The sequence below is a fragment of the Acinetobacter bereziniae genome, assembly GCF_016576965.1.
Taxonomy (GTDB): Bacteria; Pseudomonadota; Gammaproteobacteria; order Pseudomonadales; family Moraxellaceae; genus Acinetobacter; species Acinetobacter bereziniae.
In genome coordinates, this window is sequence record NZ_CP066119.1 from 3544465 (window position 1) to 3560045 (window position 15581).

The 15581-nt window shown below is 35.0% G+C and carries 11 protein-coding genes and 3 pseudogenes; 3 read left to right on the forward strand and 11 right to left on the reverse strand.

The genetic code is table 11. From position 1 onward, the window contains the following. Window positions 1–7: 7 nt before the first annotated feature. Window positions 8–649, forward strand: coding sequence for an alanyl-tRNA editing protein (locus I9192_RS16580; protein WP_005033227.1), 642 nt, complete (start codon window positions 8–10; stop codon window positions 647–649). A gap of 54 nt (window positions 650–703) precedes the next feature. Here I9192_RS16580 and I9192_RS16585 read toward each other — a convergent pair whose 3' ends face one another. From I9192_RS16585 to I9192_RS16610, 7 genes and pseudogenes are all read right to left on the reverse strand, one after another. Next, window positions 704–1429 carry a GAD-like domain-containing protein gene (locus I9192_RS16585; protein ID WP_005033229.1) on the reverse strand — a complete coding sequence of 242 codons (726 nt, stop codon included), beginning with the start codon at window positions 1427–1429 and terminating at the stop codon, window positions 704–706. 210 nt (window positions 1430–1639) lie between these two features. Next, window positions 1640–1735 (reverse strand): annotated as a pseudogene (locus I9192_RS22595) (RHS protein); the annotation flags it as partial. Between the two features lie 153 nt (window positions 1736–1888). Then, window positions 1889–2281: a hypothetical protein gene (locus I9192_RS16590; protein WP_005033231.1), complete on the reverse strand. Its 393-nt coding sequence runs from the start codon at window positions 2279–2281 to the stop codon at window positions 1889–1891. Window positions 2282–2645: 364 nt separating this feature from the next. Further along, window positions 2646–3149, reverse strand: coding sequence for a hypothetical protein (locus I9192_RS16595; RefSeq protein ID WP_005033232.1), 504 nt, complete (start codon window positions 3147–3149; stop codon window positions 2646–2648). Between the two features lie 386 nt (window positions 3150–3535). Then, window positions 3536–3996: pseudogene (locus I9192_RS16600) on the reverse strand (RHS repeat domain-containing protein); the annotation flags it as partial. A gap of 82 nt (window positions 3997–4078) precedes the next feature. Beyond that, a complete protein-coding gene (locus I9192_RS16605; RefSeq protein WP_200149942.1) occupies window positions 4079–4630 on the reverse strand; it encodes a hypothetical protein in 552 nt (183 codons plus the stop codon). Window positions 4631–4670: 40 nt separating this feature from the next. Beyond that, on the reverse strand, window positions 4671–4907 hold the full coding sequence (locus I9192_RS16610) for a hypothetical protein (RefSeq protein ID WP_005033238.1): 237 nt from the start codon (window positions 4905–4907) through the stop codon (window positions 4671–4673). Window positions 4908–5229: 322 nt separating this feature from the next. Here I9192_RS16610 and I9192_RS16615 point away from each other — a divergent pair. Then, window positions 5230–6389 (forward strand): IS3-like element ISAbe12 family transposase gene (locus I9192_RS16615; RefSeq protein ID WP_100250477.1). Its coding sequence is split into 2 segments (ribosomal slippage): window positions 5230–5467 and window positions 5467–6389, totalling 1161 coding nucleotides; the frame shifts between segments, so codons are not numbered across the junction. Window positions 6390–6392: 3 nt separating this feature from the next. Continuing rightward, a pseudogene (locus I9192_RS16620) lies at window positions 6393–6491 on the forward strand (IS5/IS1182 family transposase); the annotation flags it as partial. A 143-nt stretch (window positions 6492–6634) separates the two neighbouring features. Here the strand turns inward: I9192_RS16620 and I9192_RS16625 are convergent. From I9192_RS16625 to I9192_RS16640, 4 genes are all read right to left on the reverse strand, one after another. Next, entirely contained in the window at window positions 6635–6973 is a 339-nt protein-coding gene (locus I9192_RS16625) for a hypothetical protein (protein ID WP_005033244.1), read from the reverse strand. A gap of 195 nt (window positions 6974–7168) precedes the next feature. After that, window positions 7169–7615: a hypothetical protein gene (locus tag I9192_RS16630; protein WP_005033246.1), complete on the reverse strand. Its 447-nt coding sequence runs from the start codon at window positions 7613–7615 to the stop codon at window positions 7169–7171. A gap of 9 nt (window positions 7616–7624) precedes the next feature. Next, the gene (locus I9192_RS16635; protein ID WP_005033247.1) at window positions 7625–12502 is read right to left on the reverse strand and encodes an RHS repeat-associated core domain-containing protein; all 4878 of its coding nucleotides are present in this window, start codon (window positions 12500–12502) and stop codon (window positions 7625–7627) included. A 10-nt stretch (window positions 12503–12512) separates the two neighbouring features. Beyond that, complete coding sequence (locus I9192_RS16640) at window positions 12513–15446, reverse strand: type VI secretion system Vgr family protein (protein WP_005033249.1); 2934 nt, start codon at window positions 15444–15446, stop codon at window positions 12513–12515. Between the last annotated feature and the right edge of the window lie 135 nt (window positions 15447–15581).

The following is a 15581-nucleotide window of genomic DNA, read 5'->3' on the forward strand; positions in this document are numbered from 1 at the left end:
AGTTAATATGACTCAGGCTTTATATTTATCTGACCAGACCAGTGCAGACGTTCAGGTTTTATCCTGCGAATTAAATCAAGATGGCTTATTTGCAGTTCGGCTAGAACAAACACCTTTTCATCCTCAAGGCGGTGGACAACCGAGTGACTTAGGTACAATCAATGATGTGAATGTCGTGCATGTTGTACAACAGGATGGTGATATTATTCATTATTGTCAGGGTGAAATTGCTCTGGGTCTGGCTTTTGCCCAAGTTGCCCAGAAACAAAGACATTTTTATAGTCGTCTCCACTCCGCAGGTCATTTGATCGGGCATATCATGCAAAGCTTTGGGTGGCATCCTGTGAAGGCACAGCATTGGCCTGAAGATGCAAAAGTGCAATTTACGCAGTCAGAAAACGCTCAAGATATCGATCAAATCCATCTTCAAGAGATATGTCAGCAATACATTCGCCGTGATTTGCCCCGTATGATGCAACAAAATGACCAAGGTTATCGTGAGGTTGGTTTTGGCGACCTGCCTAAATTTCCTTGTGGTGGAACACATGTTCAATCTTTATCAGAAATTGGCAATATCGAAATTACTGGCTATAAAATAAAAAAAGGCAAACTCACTGTTGCCTATAAAGTTACAGAGATGTGCCTATAATATTTAGGCATTTTATAAGTTGGCAATATTTTCCCTAAAAATACACCCCTCTAATTAGATCGATAGTATCCAATTTTCAGGCTGCAATTCATTCAAGCTTTCTTGGTCTATACCTTGTTCATCTACATACTTACCAATATCCAACATCATACGTGGAGTATCGAGTGAGGCTAAAAATTGTAAATGCGAAATGATAGGTAACTTACGTACATTTTCCAGCTTGGCTTGACCGCCTAAAACAAGAGCAGGTTCAAATCCAAACATTTCATTTTTCGTAAGTACTCCATATTTTTTTACAACACGTTCAAATAAAGGTTTATTTCTATAATCTTTTAAATCCAAATATTTTTTATTTTGTGTAGCAAAAAACATTTGAACCAAAAAATCCTCTTCATTTTTTTTCATTTCTTCCATATTTGGAAATATTTGATTCATTATGGAGGAAATTGTAAGACATCTTCCATGTAGAGTTCCCCATACCTCTAAATCTCCAAATGCACTTCGAGCAATGACAAAATATTCCTCATGTGGTTGGGTTTCGATATTTTCTAACCATACATCCAGTACATCTTGATATTCATCAGGGTTAACCAACCAAAATAAACCATTTCCCCAACCTGAAAAACCAAATGCTCTCCAATACTCTAAGAGTTGGGTTGGTAGTTTTCCTTTATATTTATTAATAATGCTATCTGAAACAGGTTCTGAAAATACAGGTGGACCAAAACCTTTATCATTATAAAAATAGTCAAAATCTTCATCTACTATAAATTCACTCATTTTTTACACCTTTTCAAATTTGCATTCATACTTTTACTAGCATTGATCAAATGAAGACTGACTGAATCGTTTGATGTTTAGTGTATATTGTTTGAGATAATTTCACTGTTTTTTAGAAAAAACTAGAGATTCATCTTTTCAGACTTACCACTTCAAGCATAGCTCTCGTCTTGCGCTCGTGCAAAGCGTTGCTTTGCTGACACGAGCTCACCCCATGCCTTTATATTCAGCTTTCCAAATGATCAAACCTGTATGGTCGGTCATTTCTTGCAGTGTACCCATTAAAAATAAGTGGTTACAAAAATAAACATATATAATTAATTTTAGTAGTGAGGATTCAGCGGATGCCCATGATATGAAAAAATGGTCAGGCTATTATCATAAAAGTTTAGTTGAAACCAAGATCAGGATTGTTAGGCACTATTAATCCTTAGACTATAATTATATTATTAATTTAGACTAGCTTTCAAAAAAAAGATAGTTTTCTCTGAATCCATATTTAAACTTAATATATTCCAAAGCAGCCACATAACTAAATTGGCTTAATTTAAAAATGAGCTCAATCAAATCAGGCATATCAAAATTTTTATTAACAATATATATTTCTTCTTTATTCAAGCTATATATTTCCAAAAAAATACCAGCATCAGTATTCTTAATATTAAAGCATGGTGAATCAGCCAAGTCTTCTTGTTGAACAACAACAACTTCTTTATCCATTAAATTTCCACTATTCAAAAATGGATTCAGTTTAATACCATATTCATTGTTAAAATCTTCACCAGCTAAAATATAATAAAATTTATTAGACTCTGTTTGATATTTAAACTTTTTCCAAGGTTTATTTTTCATTAGTATTTTTTTCCATTAACGATTAGCCCCTTCTTATATAACAAATACACATTCTCTACTCCTCCTAGCTTATTCCAAGCATTCAAATGAGATGGTATTTCGGTTTTACCATTTTTATCGTTAAATGAATGACCTGGTGAATCATCTCGCCAACCAGAGCAAGGATTATCTCCTCCACTATTCTTTCCGATTACACCATACCATTACAAGACTTTGTTGCATAAATATGTAAACAATTTATTTTAATAAACTCAATTTCAGATCAAGAATAAAAATTTAAAATCAAATAGTTATGAAATTTTTATGCAACAAAGCCGTGAAAAATTAGAGATAACTACATAATTACAACCTGTAATTCGTATTACTAAACCTTTATTATCTTTTCACCTAGATTCAGTGAATTAACAATACCTTCTAAAGCAATACTAATTTTAAAATCATTACTTTCAATATGATTTACCAAATCTAGCGATACATGAGACATAAATTTATCAATTATTTTTGATAAATTACTTATTTTTTTCACTTCAAATTCAATCGTATCTAAACTTTCATTTTTTTTATTTAAATTAATTAAATTTACTGTAAGCTCATACTCAAAATCTAAATATATATCATTTTCAATTATAGGAATAATATATACATCTAAAATTAATTTATATCTAACTGATTTCACATCAACTTCACTTGACGCATAAAAAATATTTGTATAAAAGTATGCATCTATTACATCAAACTTCTCATCATCATCTAATGAATTCAACCATTGTAAATCTACGTTATATAGATAATTTTTTACAATCATCCAGTTTCTAGTCACTTTTAATGGAAGCAAAAAATTTTCATTTAAAAAAGCTTCATAACTCATACTTATTTAATCCTTTTACGATAATAACCATTATAACGTGCTTCTGATATTGGATGCCCATGAAAATCGTTAGTACTTGAAGAAGCTTCAATACGCATATATTGTTTTGGTTTTCCTTCATTGTAGCCAATTATTCTTCCGGCATCATAAATATAATAATGTGAACCTTTACCATCATTCTCATATTCTATGCCTTGTGATAAGCCTTCTTTTTCAATTTTATTTCTGAAAGCTGTAACTTGTGGTGTTGTCGCACTACAACCTAAACTATTCCCCAGTATTGAACAGTTTTTCCATAACTAGAATATTTTATTGCAGTATCTTTACATTTTTGCTTGTATATGTTTTAAATACACTCCTGATTTAGAATTTTCTCTACGTCGCCTATCTGCTTTTATTTCATCTAAACTTCTTTGTTTCAATCCTAGAGGGTCAACCCAATCTATAGGGTTATGTGTGTATTTATAAAAATTAAGACCACCAAATAAACCCACTGGATCTTTACTAACAAACCTCCCTACATAAGGTAAGTAATAACGATAACGGTTATAGTGTAAACCCGTTTCTTGATCCTTGCGCTTCAGACAGAGCAATGCTCTGTCTTTGCTCATGCACCTTGGAAGCGAATATTGTTTGAAATAATTTCACTGTTTTCAAAGAAATTCGACTTGGCTTTTTCAGCCTTACACTCACCCCAAGCCTTATATTGCGCTTTCCAAATGATCGAACCTGTGTGGTCTGTCATTTCTTGTGGTGTACCCAAATGGTCACAGTGGTAGAATCTTACGTCATCGAAACCTTTGCTTTGCTTAGTAGTTTTCGATAGCAAATTTTGGCGTACGTTATATGAATCATTAAAATAAAAATAAGCTCAATGAAGCTATCATTGAGCTTTGTATAGTTTGAAATAACTTAACTGATTTTAAATTTTATTGATTAGAAAAAACTACAATTTTCCCTTCAGGTAGATGGCCATCCCATCCACAAGAAAAACCACCATTTAAATATACTTCTAAAATTTCTTTCCAGATTGTAGGAAAATAGTCATTTGCATAACATTGAAATATTATACCTATATCTCTATACATTAACTCTACTATCAGACAAGCTTCACCCGTTATCCATTTTTCTTTAGCTCCGTTAAAGTCTTGATTTTCAAATCCAAAATAATTTTTTTGTTTTAGTTTATATTTAATCCGATCGCTCCATTCAAAGCTTTCTGGAAAAATATCGGGGGTATCAGTCACAGTTTCCCATTCATCAAAATCATCAAAATCATCAAAATCATCAAAATCATCAAAATCATCAAAATCATCAAAATCATCAAAACTATCATTAGTCGCATAATCTATCCCTAAATTAGCATCAAAAATAATCTTGTAATCTTTTTCAGTACTAAACTTAGTATTATAAAAATTACCTTTTTCCAAAAAAGATATAAATTCAACTGCACCTTCTATTACTTGATCCCAAGTCTTCATTTATGTTCCTTTCACATGGTCTCTTATCGTATTATTGCCTTTACTCCTCTTCAAAAATATCAAATGAATGTAAATTTAAATTATCTAAACTCGCTAATTGTTTTTTCATAAATTCATACTTACTTTGTTTTTCTTTATTTTTTCCATTAAAAAAGCCCAATTTCAAAATAGTTTCTATTCCACCGTCATTTATTTGCAAGTCACCATCAGGTAACTTATTTTGCAATATTTTAAAATTATCACAAAATAATCCCTCATAAGAGTAATAATTTCCCAAATAATCGCTGCTATGTTCAATAAAAGAAATATCAAATTTTTTTTCAAAAATTCGAACTAAATCAATTGGGTTTAAGTTTGTCGTATATGCTAAAAAAAACTCTTTTTCATTTTACACCTTACATACAGTTTGCTGGAATTCTTGTACCTTCCGCTTTAGCTTTGGCACTTTCTAGACTATCAAATATCATAACATTTACATCCCGTCCTCCCGCGAGTTTTGACATCTTTTGAAGTACACCATTAATACCCTGATCCTAGCCAAAGTAATGGACACACTGTCCCTCTGAAGATAATGTAACGTTAACTTTGGAGATGTACACATGGCTAAACGCTTTAGTCCAGAATTTAAACAGCAAGCAATTGATTATGCACTTGCGAACTCACATGAATCATTAGCATCAATTGCGGTAAAGCTTGGTGTTGGTTACTCGACACTTGATAAATGGATTCGTACTGCTAATCCAGAAGGATCAAGCAAACGTCAGTTAACACCTGAGCAACAGCGAATATTAGATCTAGAAAAAGAAGTCAAACAACTCAAAGAGGCAAATGACATACTAAAAAAAGTGCATGTGTATTTCCTCACCGATCAAGGCAAGAGAAGTACACGGTAATCAAAGACTTTGCAATGGAAAAGGTTAAAGTCACTGTACTGTGCAAACAATTAGGTGTCAGTACTTCGGGGTTCTATGCATGGAGAAAACGTCAGGTACGTATAGCAAAGCAGTATGATGATTTACAAGCGGTGTATTGGCAGCACCACGCTCGTTTAGGTGCACCATCCCTCGTTCATGATATGCATGACCTAGGTTACAGCATGAGTGTGCGCACAATAGGTCGAATGCTTAAAAAACCAGGATTACACAGTAAAATTGCCCGTAAATATAGGCATACGACTGATTCAAATCATCGTTTGCCAACAGCACCAAATTTGTTAGATCAACAGTTCACTGTAACTGAGCCAAATAAGGTCTGGACGACTGATATTACGTATATTCGAACGAAGGAAGGCTGGTTATATTTATGCGTGATACTAGATCTATTTAGCCGACGTATCGTCGGTTGGCAGACAAGTACACGAATAGATCGTCAATTGGTATGTGATGCGTTTAACTATGCACTTGCACGTCAGGGTTATCCAACAGGCTTGATGATTCATTCGGATCAAGGCAGTCAATATTGCAGTCGCGATTTCAGAGCTGTATTACTGACAAATAAGGCAATACAAAGTATGTCACGTAGGGGAAATTGTTGGGATAACGCAGTAACAGAAAGTTTTTTCCATACATTGAAAGGGCATGTGGTACATGACAGTGTATTTTCTACAAGAAAAGAGGCAAATTCGGTCTTGTTTGAATATATTGAAGTTTACTACAATCGAATCAGAAGGCATTCTGCAAATGGTTGGTTAAGCCCTGAAGCTTTTGAGCAGAAATATTTTAAGAATTTAGAGGGAAGTACTGTCCACGATAGTGTCTAGGATCAGAGTTTCCCTAGTCAGGTGAATGAGATTCATGCACGCGTAGCAGTCTTGAATAAATTCACAGAATTAGGTCGCCCTCATACTCAAGTTATGCCTTAAATTTGAGTGACTTGGGTAAATATTAACTTTTAAATCTTTGTGCAACAAAGCCATTCAGAACTAATTTGGTGAGGAAACTTCATTTAAAACCTGAATCTACCAAAGGATTATCTCCTAAACATCAAAGTCTTTTCCTTTAATTTTTAATAAATAATATACAAATTTTCATTATTTTTTTTTGTATCCCCCATAATAAATATTAAATCTTTAAGTATTTTTTTCTCTTCAAAAAATTCATCCTCACTAAATTCTTTTAAATAATTATTTAAATTTTCTAAGATAACATTCATTTCATTGTTGAAAAATGTAATTGTTTCATAATCATCATTTTTATCTAAAAAAAATTCTCTTTTAATAGAAGGATATTTTTTTAGATTAATATGATTAACAAATATGGATTCATAAATAAAATCATCAATACTTGACTTCAAAGTTAAATTAGAATTTTCAAAAGGATTTGTCCCACTATAAACAAAATACATATTAGAACCTCAACTCTATAGGCATTAAATCACCAGTAGCAAAAGTACCTCCACCTTTTATTGCTTTTGTATCAGAATCAGTATTCTTTAATCTGAAGAAAGGTGCAACAGTTTTTCCTTTTGGTGGATAGCTTGCTTGTTTTTTGCATGTTAATAGTAATCATCACTACCTTTTCTATTAAGTATCCAATCTGTCTATTTAGTTAAAATACTTTCCAAAACTTCAAAAATACTGCGACAAAAATCATTTTCTAAAGATTCAGGTAAAACTAATGTATACTGAAATGAATTCTTTAATAATATCTTGTAAGAATTATATTCATCATTATCAAATTCTAAATCATCAGTATCTAAAGAAATTTTTCTAGTATTCACGTCCATAGAAATATTTTCATAACTATTTGAAATCAGTGAAAATGGACCATCCCCTTCTCTTGTTATTGAGTAAGCATGTTCATCAAAAAAAACTTCCATTTCATTATTTTTGATATATGTAATAAAACAATTCTCATCATTTAACTCTTCCATATAATGAGTTTGAACATTGTTCCACATTGATTTAATTCTATGATTAAACTCAATAACAGCAATATTTGGTGAAACATTAGATATAATTACGTAATCATAACCTGTAATCTGCATTATGCCCCCTTATTTATCAGTTTTCCCATGTGAAATAACACTAGTACGTGGAACTATTAAATCATGATCTATATAGTTTACATGTGAACTTCGTCCACCCTTAATTTTTTTCAGCTTACATTTCTCTATCTTAAATTTAAAATAATATTCCGATTTATCACTAGTTAGACCTAAATAGCTTTTAAAGCCACCAGGTTTATGCAAAAGTTGTTCAGGTGACATCGTAGTTACATAAACTCCTTTTGGATGACCTTTATCTGGTGCAGAAGATTTAAAAATATAAGGAGATTGTGAAGAAATAGCATTGTATCCTTTTTTGTCAGTATAGTGATAAACATCAACCATTTCAGGTAATTCACATACTTCTTGCTTTTGTTGCTGTCGCTGTAGACCTGAAGGATCAATCCAAAATATACTATTAGGAGCATATTGATATAAGTTATTGCCTCCATCAAGCCTAATTGGATCTTTACTTACAAACCGCCCCACATAAGGCGAGTAATAACGATAACGGTTATAATGGAGCCCTGTTTCTTCATCAAAATATTGACCTTGGAAGCGAATATTGTTTGAAATAATTTCACTGTTTTCAAAGAAATTCGACTTGGCTTTTTCAGACTTACCACTTCGAGCATAGCTCTCGTCTTGCGCTCGTGCAAAGCGTTGCTTTGCTGACACGAGCTCACCCCATGCCTTATATTGCGCTTTCCAAATGATCGAACCTGTGTGGTCACTCATTTCCTGTGGTGTACCTAAGTGGTCACAGTGATAATACCAGACATCATTAAAGCCTTTGCTTTTCTTCGTTGTTTTCCACAATGGATCACGATAAATGCTATAAGGTTTATCATTCCAATCTACACTCTGATGTACTTCTACCTTACCCAAATAAACCGCTTGAACTAAAGGAATAAAACTGCCTTTTTCATAAATATAATGTTTGGTGTAATCTTCAGTGGATTCAAAAGCAACTGAGTCACCATCCCATCCATAAATCACATTTTGTTCAGCGCCTGTATGATGATGCTTACTACGTTTTTGAATACGTCGACCTAAGGCATCATAACGATACTCTGCCGTATATTCAGAATTACGGCTTTTAATCAAACGACCAAATACATCCCATTCAAGATGTAAATCACCCTGAGCAGTCTTTTGACGAATGAGCTGCCCAAACTCATCATACTGATACTGTTGTTCTAAATATTCTTTAACAACGTTATTGACCAGACGGTTATAGCCATAATGTCCTTCTTCTGTATTTTGCTTAGATGACTTATCAGAAGCCATATTATAAGGGTCGATAATATTGTTGGCAGGGTCAAAACGGAATGTTTCCTTGCCTAATTTGCTCGTTGCATCCAATAAACGTCCGACAGGGTCATATTTGTAGTTAATATTCCCGCGACGTGTATCTTGAATACCTGTAAGCTGTCCTGTTTTATCGTACTGATATAAACGCTGAATCAGTTGCTGGGTTTTATTGATTGCATTATTTTGCTGTTGGGTAGGAGATTGATAACCAAATTCATGACCATTGACAATCCTTTGCTGTGTTAAGCGTCCGATATCATCATATTTCTGTTCTTGGCTAATTCCATTGGCATAGTGCCGTGTGGTTTCTCTGTGTAAATCATCACGCTCAAAGCTAACAACATCTTCACCATTTAAGATCAGGCTTTGAACATGACCACTGCCATAAGTGAGCCAGTCGATATTTTGCCCATCAGGTCGAATCGTCTGAATCCGCACATTCAGCTCATCGTAAGTATGTTTCCACACGGCTGTTTTATTGGTTTTTAAATCCTGATGATGTTCACGGATTTGATTACCAACCGCATCATAGAACCAGTGTGCAGCACTGTCTGCATTTCTTGCTAAGACAAGTTGCCCATTGCTGTCATAGGCAAACTCTTCTATTTGTTGCTGTTCAACTTCATGAGAGTCGTAGCCATAACCTGCAGTACGCTGTTCAAGTCGTCCCATACTGTCAAATACAAATTGCTGTATACGGTCTTTCTGTGCAACACGGTCTTTTAAATCCTGACCATAAGCAGATGCAACTTCGATACTGGTTGTCAGTTGTTTAGTTCTGTCATCGTATCTATAGACTGTTTCTTTTCCATCGAAATCAATTTCTTTCAGCAAACGCCCCATGACGTCATAGAAGAACTGGTAACTTGCACCATTTTCATTAATTAACCTTTGCAGGCGACCAAGCTGATCCCATTTGTACTTAAGCTTATGACCTAATGCATCTGTTCGCACAGTGATTAGACCCGACTCATCATACTCGTATCGGGTTTGTTGTTGATTTGGATCAAGGTGCGCAAGTAACCGCCCTTCGGCATCATGTACAAAATGTTCTTCAGTGCCATCAGCATGTTTGATTTTTTCAAGTTGTCCTAAAGCATTTAATGGAACGCCTTTAATAATGACCATTCTTTGTTCAGTGTCTGATCCAGTATAAAAGTATTCAACTTTTTGTTTTAATGCATTCTCGGCAAACTTAACCCGACCACGCTCATCATATCCCCATTTGGTTTCTTTGCCTGAACAATCCTGATAACTGAGTAAATTACCCTGTGCATCATATTTAAATGATTTCGAGCCACCTTTAGCATCAATAATACTGGTCGGTAATCCTTGAGCATTATAACAGTATGACGTTTCACGCTGTAACGGATCAATCTCTTTAGTTAATTGATCTTTGTCATCATATTCATTTTTCCAGATAGCCCCTTCAGCATTTTTAATTTCTACTGGATTACCATTTTCATATTTATATTCGACTGAACTGCCATCGGGATTGATAGATTCTAATAAATCCCCTTGATCGTTATACCGATAAATATAGACTTCGCCAGTCGTTGTAAAGTGCTGAGTGATTTTTGAATTACTATCACGGATAAACCATTCTTCTAGTTCATCAGGGTAAACAATACGATAATTATAACCTTCAATATCATAATGATACTGAGTTACGTTACCTTCGCCATCAATCACTAAGGTACAACGCTTATCATCTAGCCATACTAAAGATAATTCTTGGCTACCGTCGTCTGCCCATTCATGAAATGCTCTGGCTTCATATGTTTCACCATCCCATTCTAGATTTATTGCTCGATTTGTTAAGTCCGTATAACGGGTAAGTAAGTGTTTATGATAAGAATAGTGATAATTCGCATGATCCCGAGTGGTTGCCTGTATTAAATCACCTTGCTGATCATAAAAATAACTTGCTATATCCAAGCACTTACCATCTTTGTTTAGAATCAGCTTTTCAATTTTTTGATTTGAATTTTTTATGCATTCAATATAACAGTCCAGTTTTTTATCATAAAAAAACTCGATCTTATGTAATATACCTTCTTCATGCCCAATAAGTATGGTGCTTTGATCAGATTTTACAATTGCTTTCAGAATGTAGTGATCTTTATATTTTTCAAATAAATATTGTTCCTTATTTTTATACTCAATGACCAAATTATTACCAAGATTGGTAATATACAAATTTTCAGCAACTGATAAATAAGTTGTATTTTCAGCGAGTTTAGGAAGATGAATAATTCGCCCTGTCTCATCGACAAATAAAAATTTGTCATCTTCAACAAAAATTTTCAGTGTCCAAGGTGTAAGCCATCTTGCACCAAACTCACTCTTATCATAGCCTTCCAAATTAGAAGCGTAGCTTCGAGTTTGGAAAATTCCTCTTGTTGAAAATATGTCAGCATCAAGATGAGTGAGAGATTCAACACCAGTTATGAAACTAATACTTTTTTTACTTGCGACAGCCCCACCACAATTACATGGATTTGGATCTTTTTTAGGTTTTGTAACTTTTGATTTACTTTCCAAAGGCGACGCGGGTGTAACACTTTTAACTTGTGTTGTTGTATTTGGTTTTACAGCACCACCTTTTGGTCTTCTTTTTAATACTGATTTTAATATTTCAATAAATTTTAATAGATAAACCTTTGCTTTTGCCTTAATTGCTTGAGCAGCTTTTGCACCAAATGTTTTTATTTTAGTTGCAACTGCTAAAAGTGCTGCTTTCCCGGCTGCACCCAATCTTGCCAAGATTTTTTGTAAAACTTGATTTGCAACTTGTCCTACTTGCGCTGAGGCAGATAAGGTGAGTGCTTTAAACAAATTATCAAAAGTATTTTTAGGGTCTCGGATTAAACTAGTTGTAGTCACCTTGCTAAAACTTTTCTGTGCATCTTTTTGAGCATTTGCAATCGCTATAGGGTTAACAGCCTGACCATTTGCAATATTGATTAAGCCCGATGAAAAATCATTAGATATTTTCATCGCATAATCCGAACAGCCATTAATTAAAGTATCAATTTGCCCTGTCGCTTTATCTACGAAAGGTTGTATTTGACCCGCAAGAACATCATTTAAACTAGCTTGTATTGCACTTTCCACAGCCAAAGCTAAAGTTGTTTTACCTGTAGATACTGCATTTCTTGCCGCCATGACCATCGGCCTTAGGGTCATACGAGCTGTATTCATTCCTGGAGGGACTGGGATAACACCAATCAAATTAATACAAAGATCTACCCAATCTAGTATGGCTGGATTTGGATTGTTAACCAAATTGATAATACCTTCGACCACATCAACAAGAGCAATAATATTACCGACTACAGGAATAACGCCTGCAACTTGAGCAAGAGTATTTAAATCAAAATCAGGACTAATATTTTGTTTTAGCCAATCATTGATGCTATTTCGACTTGATACAATATCTTGAGGTGCAATACTTTGAAGTGGGGCAACCACTACTTGTGTTTTTAAACTATTTGCTAATGTTATTATTGCTTGTTTTTGTTCTGGAGTTTGGTTTCCTGGCTTTGAAGGAACCATGCCTAATAGACCCATGTTTTATTCCTTATTTTTTTAATTTATGAAGATTAGCTACCAAACTTGAAGCATTACTAAATGCCTTAGACACATCTGATCTTGTATTTTTCATTTTTGAAATTGAATTAAATATCATATCTGGATTAAAACCTTGCAATTGTTGTGCTGTTGGCCATTCAGCTTGTCTTTTTAAATCACTAGTTTCAGCCCAAGGGTCTCTTTGATCCCCCTCAAAAAAAACTTTCACAGAACCAGGAATAATTCCCGAAATGCGTGCAAACCCTTTATCATCAAGAACACCTTGATGTTCTTTACCTTGCACATCTACTACTTTAAATTTACCTTGTTTAATCGCTTCACCATGAATGTAATTATTAAATAGTTCCAACACACCTTTGGCATTGCTTGATTTCAATGCTTGTTGTGAAACATTGACATGCACACCGGGTTTAAACAGATGCTGCCCAGCATTGACCTCAAACTTTCCACCCGTTTTGGGGAAAATTCCAGAATTATTCAATGCGATTTGCGATGAACCACCTGTAATCACAACTTCTTTAGGGCTACTAATCACAACTTTATCATCGGTCGATGAAATGGTAATACCTAACTTGGCAAATACATTTAAAGCATCTGACTGCGCTTGAATCTCTACTTTACTTTGCGCTGCAATCGCTTTAATCCCACCTTGCGCAGCAAATAAACTCAGTTTGTTTTGCGCATGTGCAATCCAATTCTTTTGCGTACTTAGATTAATACTGTTTCCTGCAAATTGATTTATTTGAGCATCTGCAGAAATATGAATGTCTTCTGCGGTGCTCAAAGCGATCCCATCTTGCGAACTTAATAAAAGTAGCGATTTTTTGAATATCGCAATTTTTTGTTCAAGCTGTTCTTTAAATTCTTTCAGCTGCTCAATCGACTCAATTTCATCGGTCTTTTGGTTCTTGGCAATATCACTTAAAGCTTTGCTGTTGGTCTGACTGCTTTCAAGTTGCTTTTTGACAATCTCACTCTCTAAGTGATCACCTTTGGCTTGATCTTGAGCATAGGTCGAAATCAGTAAGCCTTGCCCTGCTCTTACTGCACCCCAATGATCAGTTCTTAGTTCAAAGCCTTCACCACGATCATCACTTTCCGCTTTATCTTTTGGATGACTAAGCTTTCCGAGATTCAGTTGACTCGCGCCATGACTACTGTGCAACTGGCTGCTGATCTGATTGGTCGTATCGTCAAATCTCAGTTGGTTGTAGCCACTACCCTGATATTCTTTACTTTTAATGCCTGAAAGTTTTTTGGTCTCTGGTAGTTTGCCTTTGTCATCAAACTTAGTCGGATGGCGGTGTCCTTCATGGATACGTCCCACCACGAATGGTCTATCAAGGTTACCATCAAAGAAATCTATAACGACCACCTCTCCTGCTCTCGGTAGGAACCGTGCCCCATAGCCTTCACCTGCCCAAGGGGTGAGTACATCGACCCAAGCTGAATCTGTGTCATTGTCGTTAGAACCTGCACCACCATCATGGCTATGATCTTCACTGCGAGTAAATAGGAAGCGAACTTTAATCCGTCCCCATTCATCAACATGAATTTCTTCCCCACTTAAGCCAACAACTCTGGCACGCATTGGATGGGCAGTTGGTCTTTGAGTTAAGGGATTATATTCAGGAACAATCTTAATATTGCGTCGTTGTAGAACCAATTCATTGGCTTGGCGTTCTTCACTGTTGTTTGTGATGATATTGCTGGTTTGCCAATCACTTTGTTTGAGTAAAGTTTCAACTTGGTGGGTCAAGTCTTTCGGTAAATTATTCTGATTATAAAAGCGCTTCGATATGATCAGAAACTGCTTATCATGGGACTCTAATTGAGATATGGTTGGATGTTTATCTAGCTCAAAAAAATAACCAACATGTGCATCTCGAACAGTGGAAGTAGCTGTAAATCGTTTGGCTTGTGAGTCGTAGTAGTTGCTTAGGTTTTCATTGAATTTTTCAATCTGACTGTTGCCTGATTTGGTTGCACCATCTTCACCATTCAAGTCTTGTATCCATGCTGGGCTAAAGTGCCAAGCTTGTTCTAAACCTAAACTGGTGTTGTCGTAGTTTTCACTGTGCTGATGGTTACTTTGAACTGAGCCTGCACCCTCTTCTGTTTCCAATGCATCTGCTTGCCATCGTTGGATATGCACTGCCGTCGGTTGGATTGAGCGTTGTCCGATAAACGTCGTAATACTGTCCGTGAGTTCTGTCGCGGAACTGCGATGAAAACGGATGTTCTTACGATCTAAACTTTTATATTGGGAATTATCATCGATTAAACGTAGCTTTTGAGGTTGGATTTGTTCACTTGAATTAGAAACTTTAAGCTGTGCTTCATCGATTAAAGTTGTAATCCCTTCCTCAGAAAGAAGTCTTTGAATGAATTCGCCATCCAGTTCATTATTCTGCATAATGAATGGTCTGACGTCATAGACTTTAGTTAGTCCACTCAGATCTAAAGTGAGACTTGAAGCAAACAGCGGACTACGTTGCACCCATTCCTGAAATACGGTTTGAATTACCTCAATAGCCGACTTCGCCATAAATACCCGAGAATTTCTACGCTGTTTCCATAAAGCAGTTGGATCTTCTACAGTTAAACGATAAATTGTAAGAGAGCCATCAGAGACACCCACATCGGCTTTGGTCACAATGCCTGAAATTCGATTTAACTCAGACCGATCATTAACAATATCAATGGCAACTTGAGCACCTATAAACTGTTTTAACGGTATTGCTCCATTCGTTGAGAGGCAAATAAGTTCTAGATGAACACCTTTATTCAGTTCATGTGTTCCATTAATACGTTGCAGAAAAACTTGATCGTTTAATAACGAATTTGAAAAAGACGCATGGATCGCACGTTTTTGGGAGCTTAGTCCTATTTGATCCAAGGCAGCATAAATATTGTTAGACATAGTTTATTATTGGATTTTAAATTGTGATGTAGTGTACTAAAAATTACAATCCAAGTCTAGACAGACCTGTCTAATTCATCTCTATATAGATATTAAAATAAACATGCATATCTTTGATTTCACGCATAGTTTGAT

Coding starts and splice junctions, on each gene's coding strand:
- I9192_RS16595 (WP_005033232.1), bottom strand. CDS start 3,149: ATGAGTTATGAAGCTTTTTTAAATGAAAATTTTTTGCTTCCATTAAAA.
- I9192_RS16640 (WP_005033249.1), bottom strand. CDS start 15,446: ATGTCTAACAATATTTATGCTGCCTTGGATCAAATAGGACTAAGCTCC.
- I9192_RS16630 (WP_005033246.1), bottom strand. CDS start 7,615: ATGCAGATTACAGGTTATGATTACGTAATTATATCTAATGTTTCACCA.
- I9192_RS16635 (WP_005033247.1), bottom strand. CDS start 12,502: ATGGGTCTATTAGGCATGGTTCCTTCAAAGCCAGGAAACCAAACTCCA.
- I9192_RS16585 (WP_005033229.1), bottom strand. CDS start 1,429: ATGAGTGAATTTATAGTAGATGAAGATTTTGACTATTTTTATAATGAT.
- I9192_RS16625 (WP_005033244.1), bottom strand. CDS start 6,973: ATGTATTTTGTTTATAGTGGGACAAATCCTTTTGAAAATTCTAATTTA.
- I9192_RS16580 (WP_005033227.1), top strand. CDS start 8: ATGACTCAGGCTTTATATTTATCTGACCAGACCAGTGCAGACGTTCAG.
- I9192_RS16605 (WP_200149942.1), bottom strand. CDS start 4,630: ATGAAGACTTGGGATCAAGTAATAGAAGGTGCAGTTGAATTTATATCT.
- I9192_RS16590 (WP_005033231.1), bottom strand. CDS start 2,281: ATGAAAAATAAACCTTGGAAAAAGTTTAAATATCAAACAGAGTCTAAT.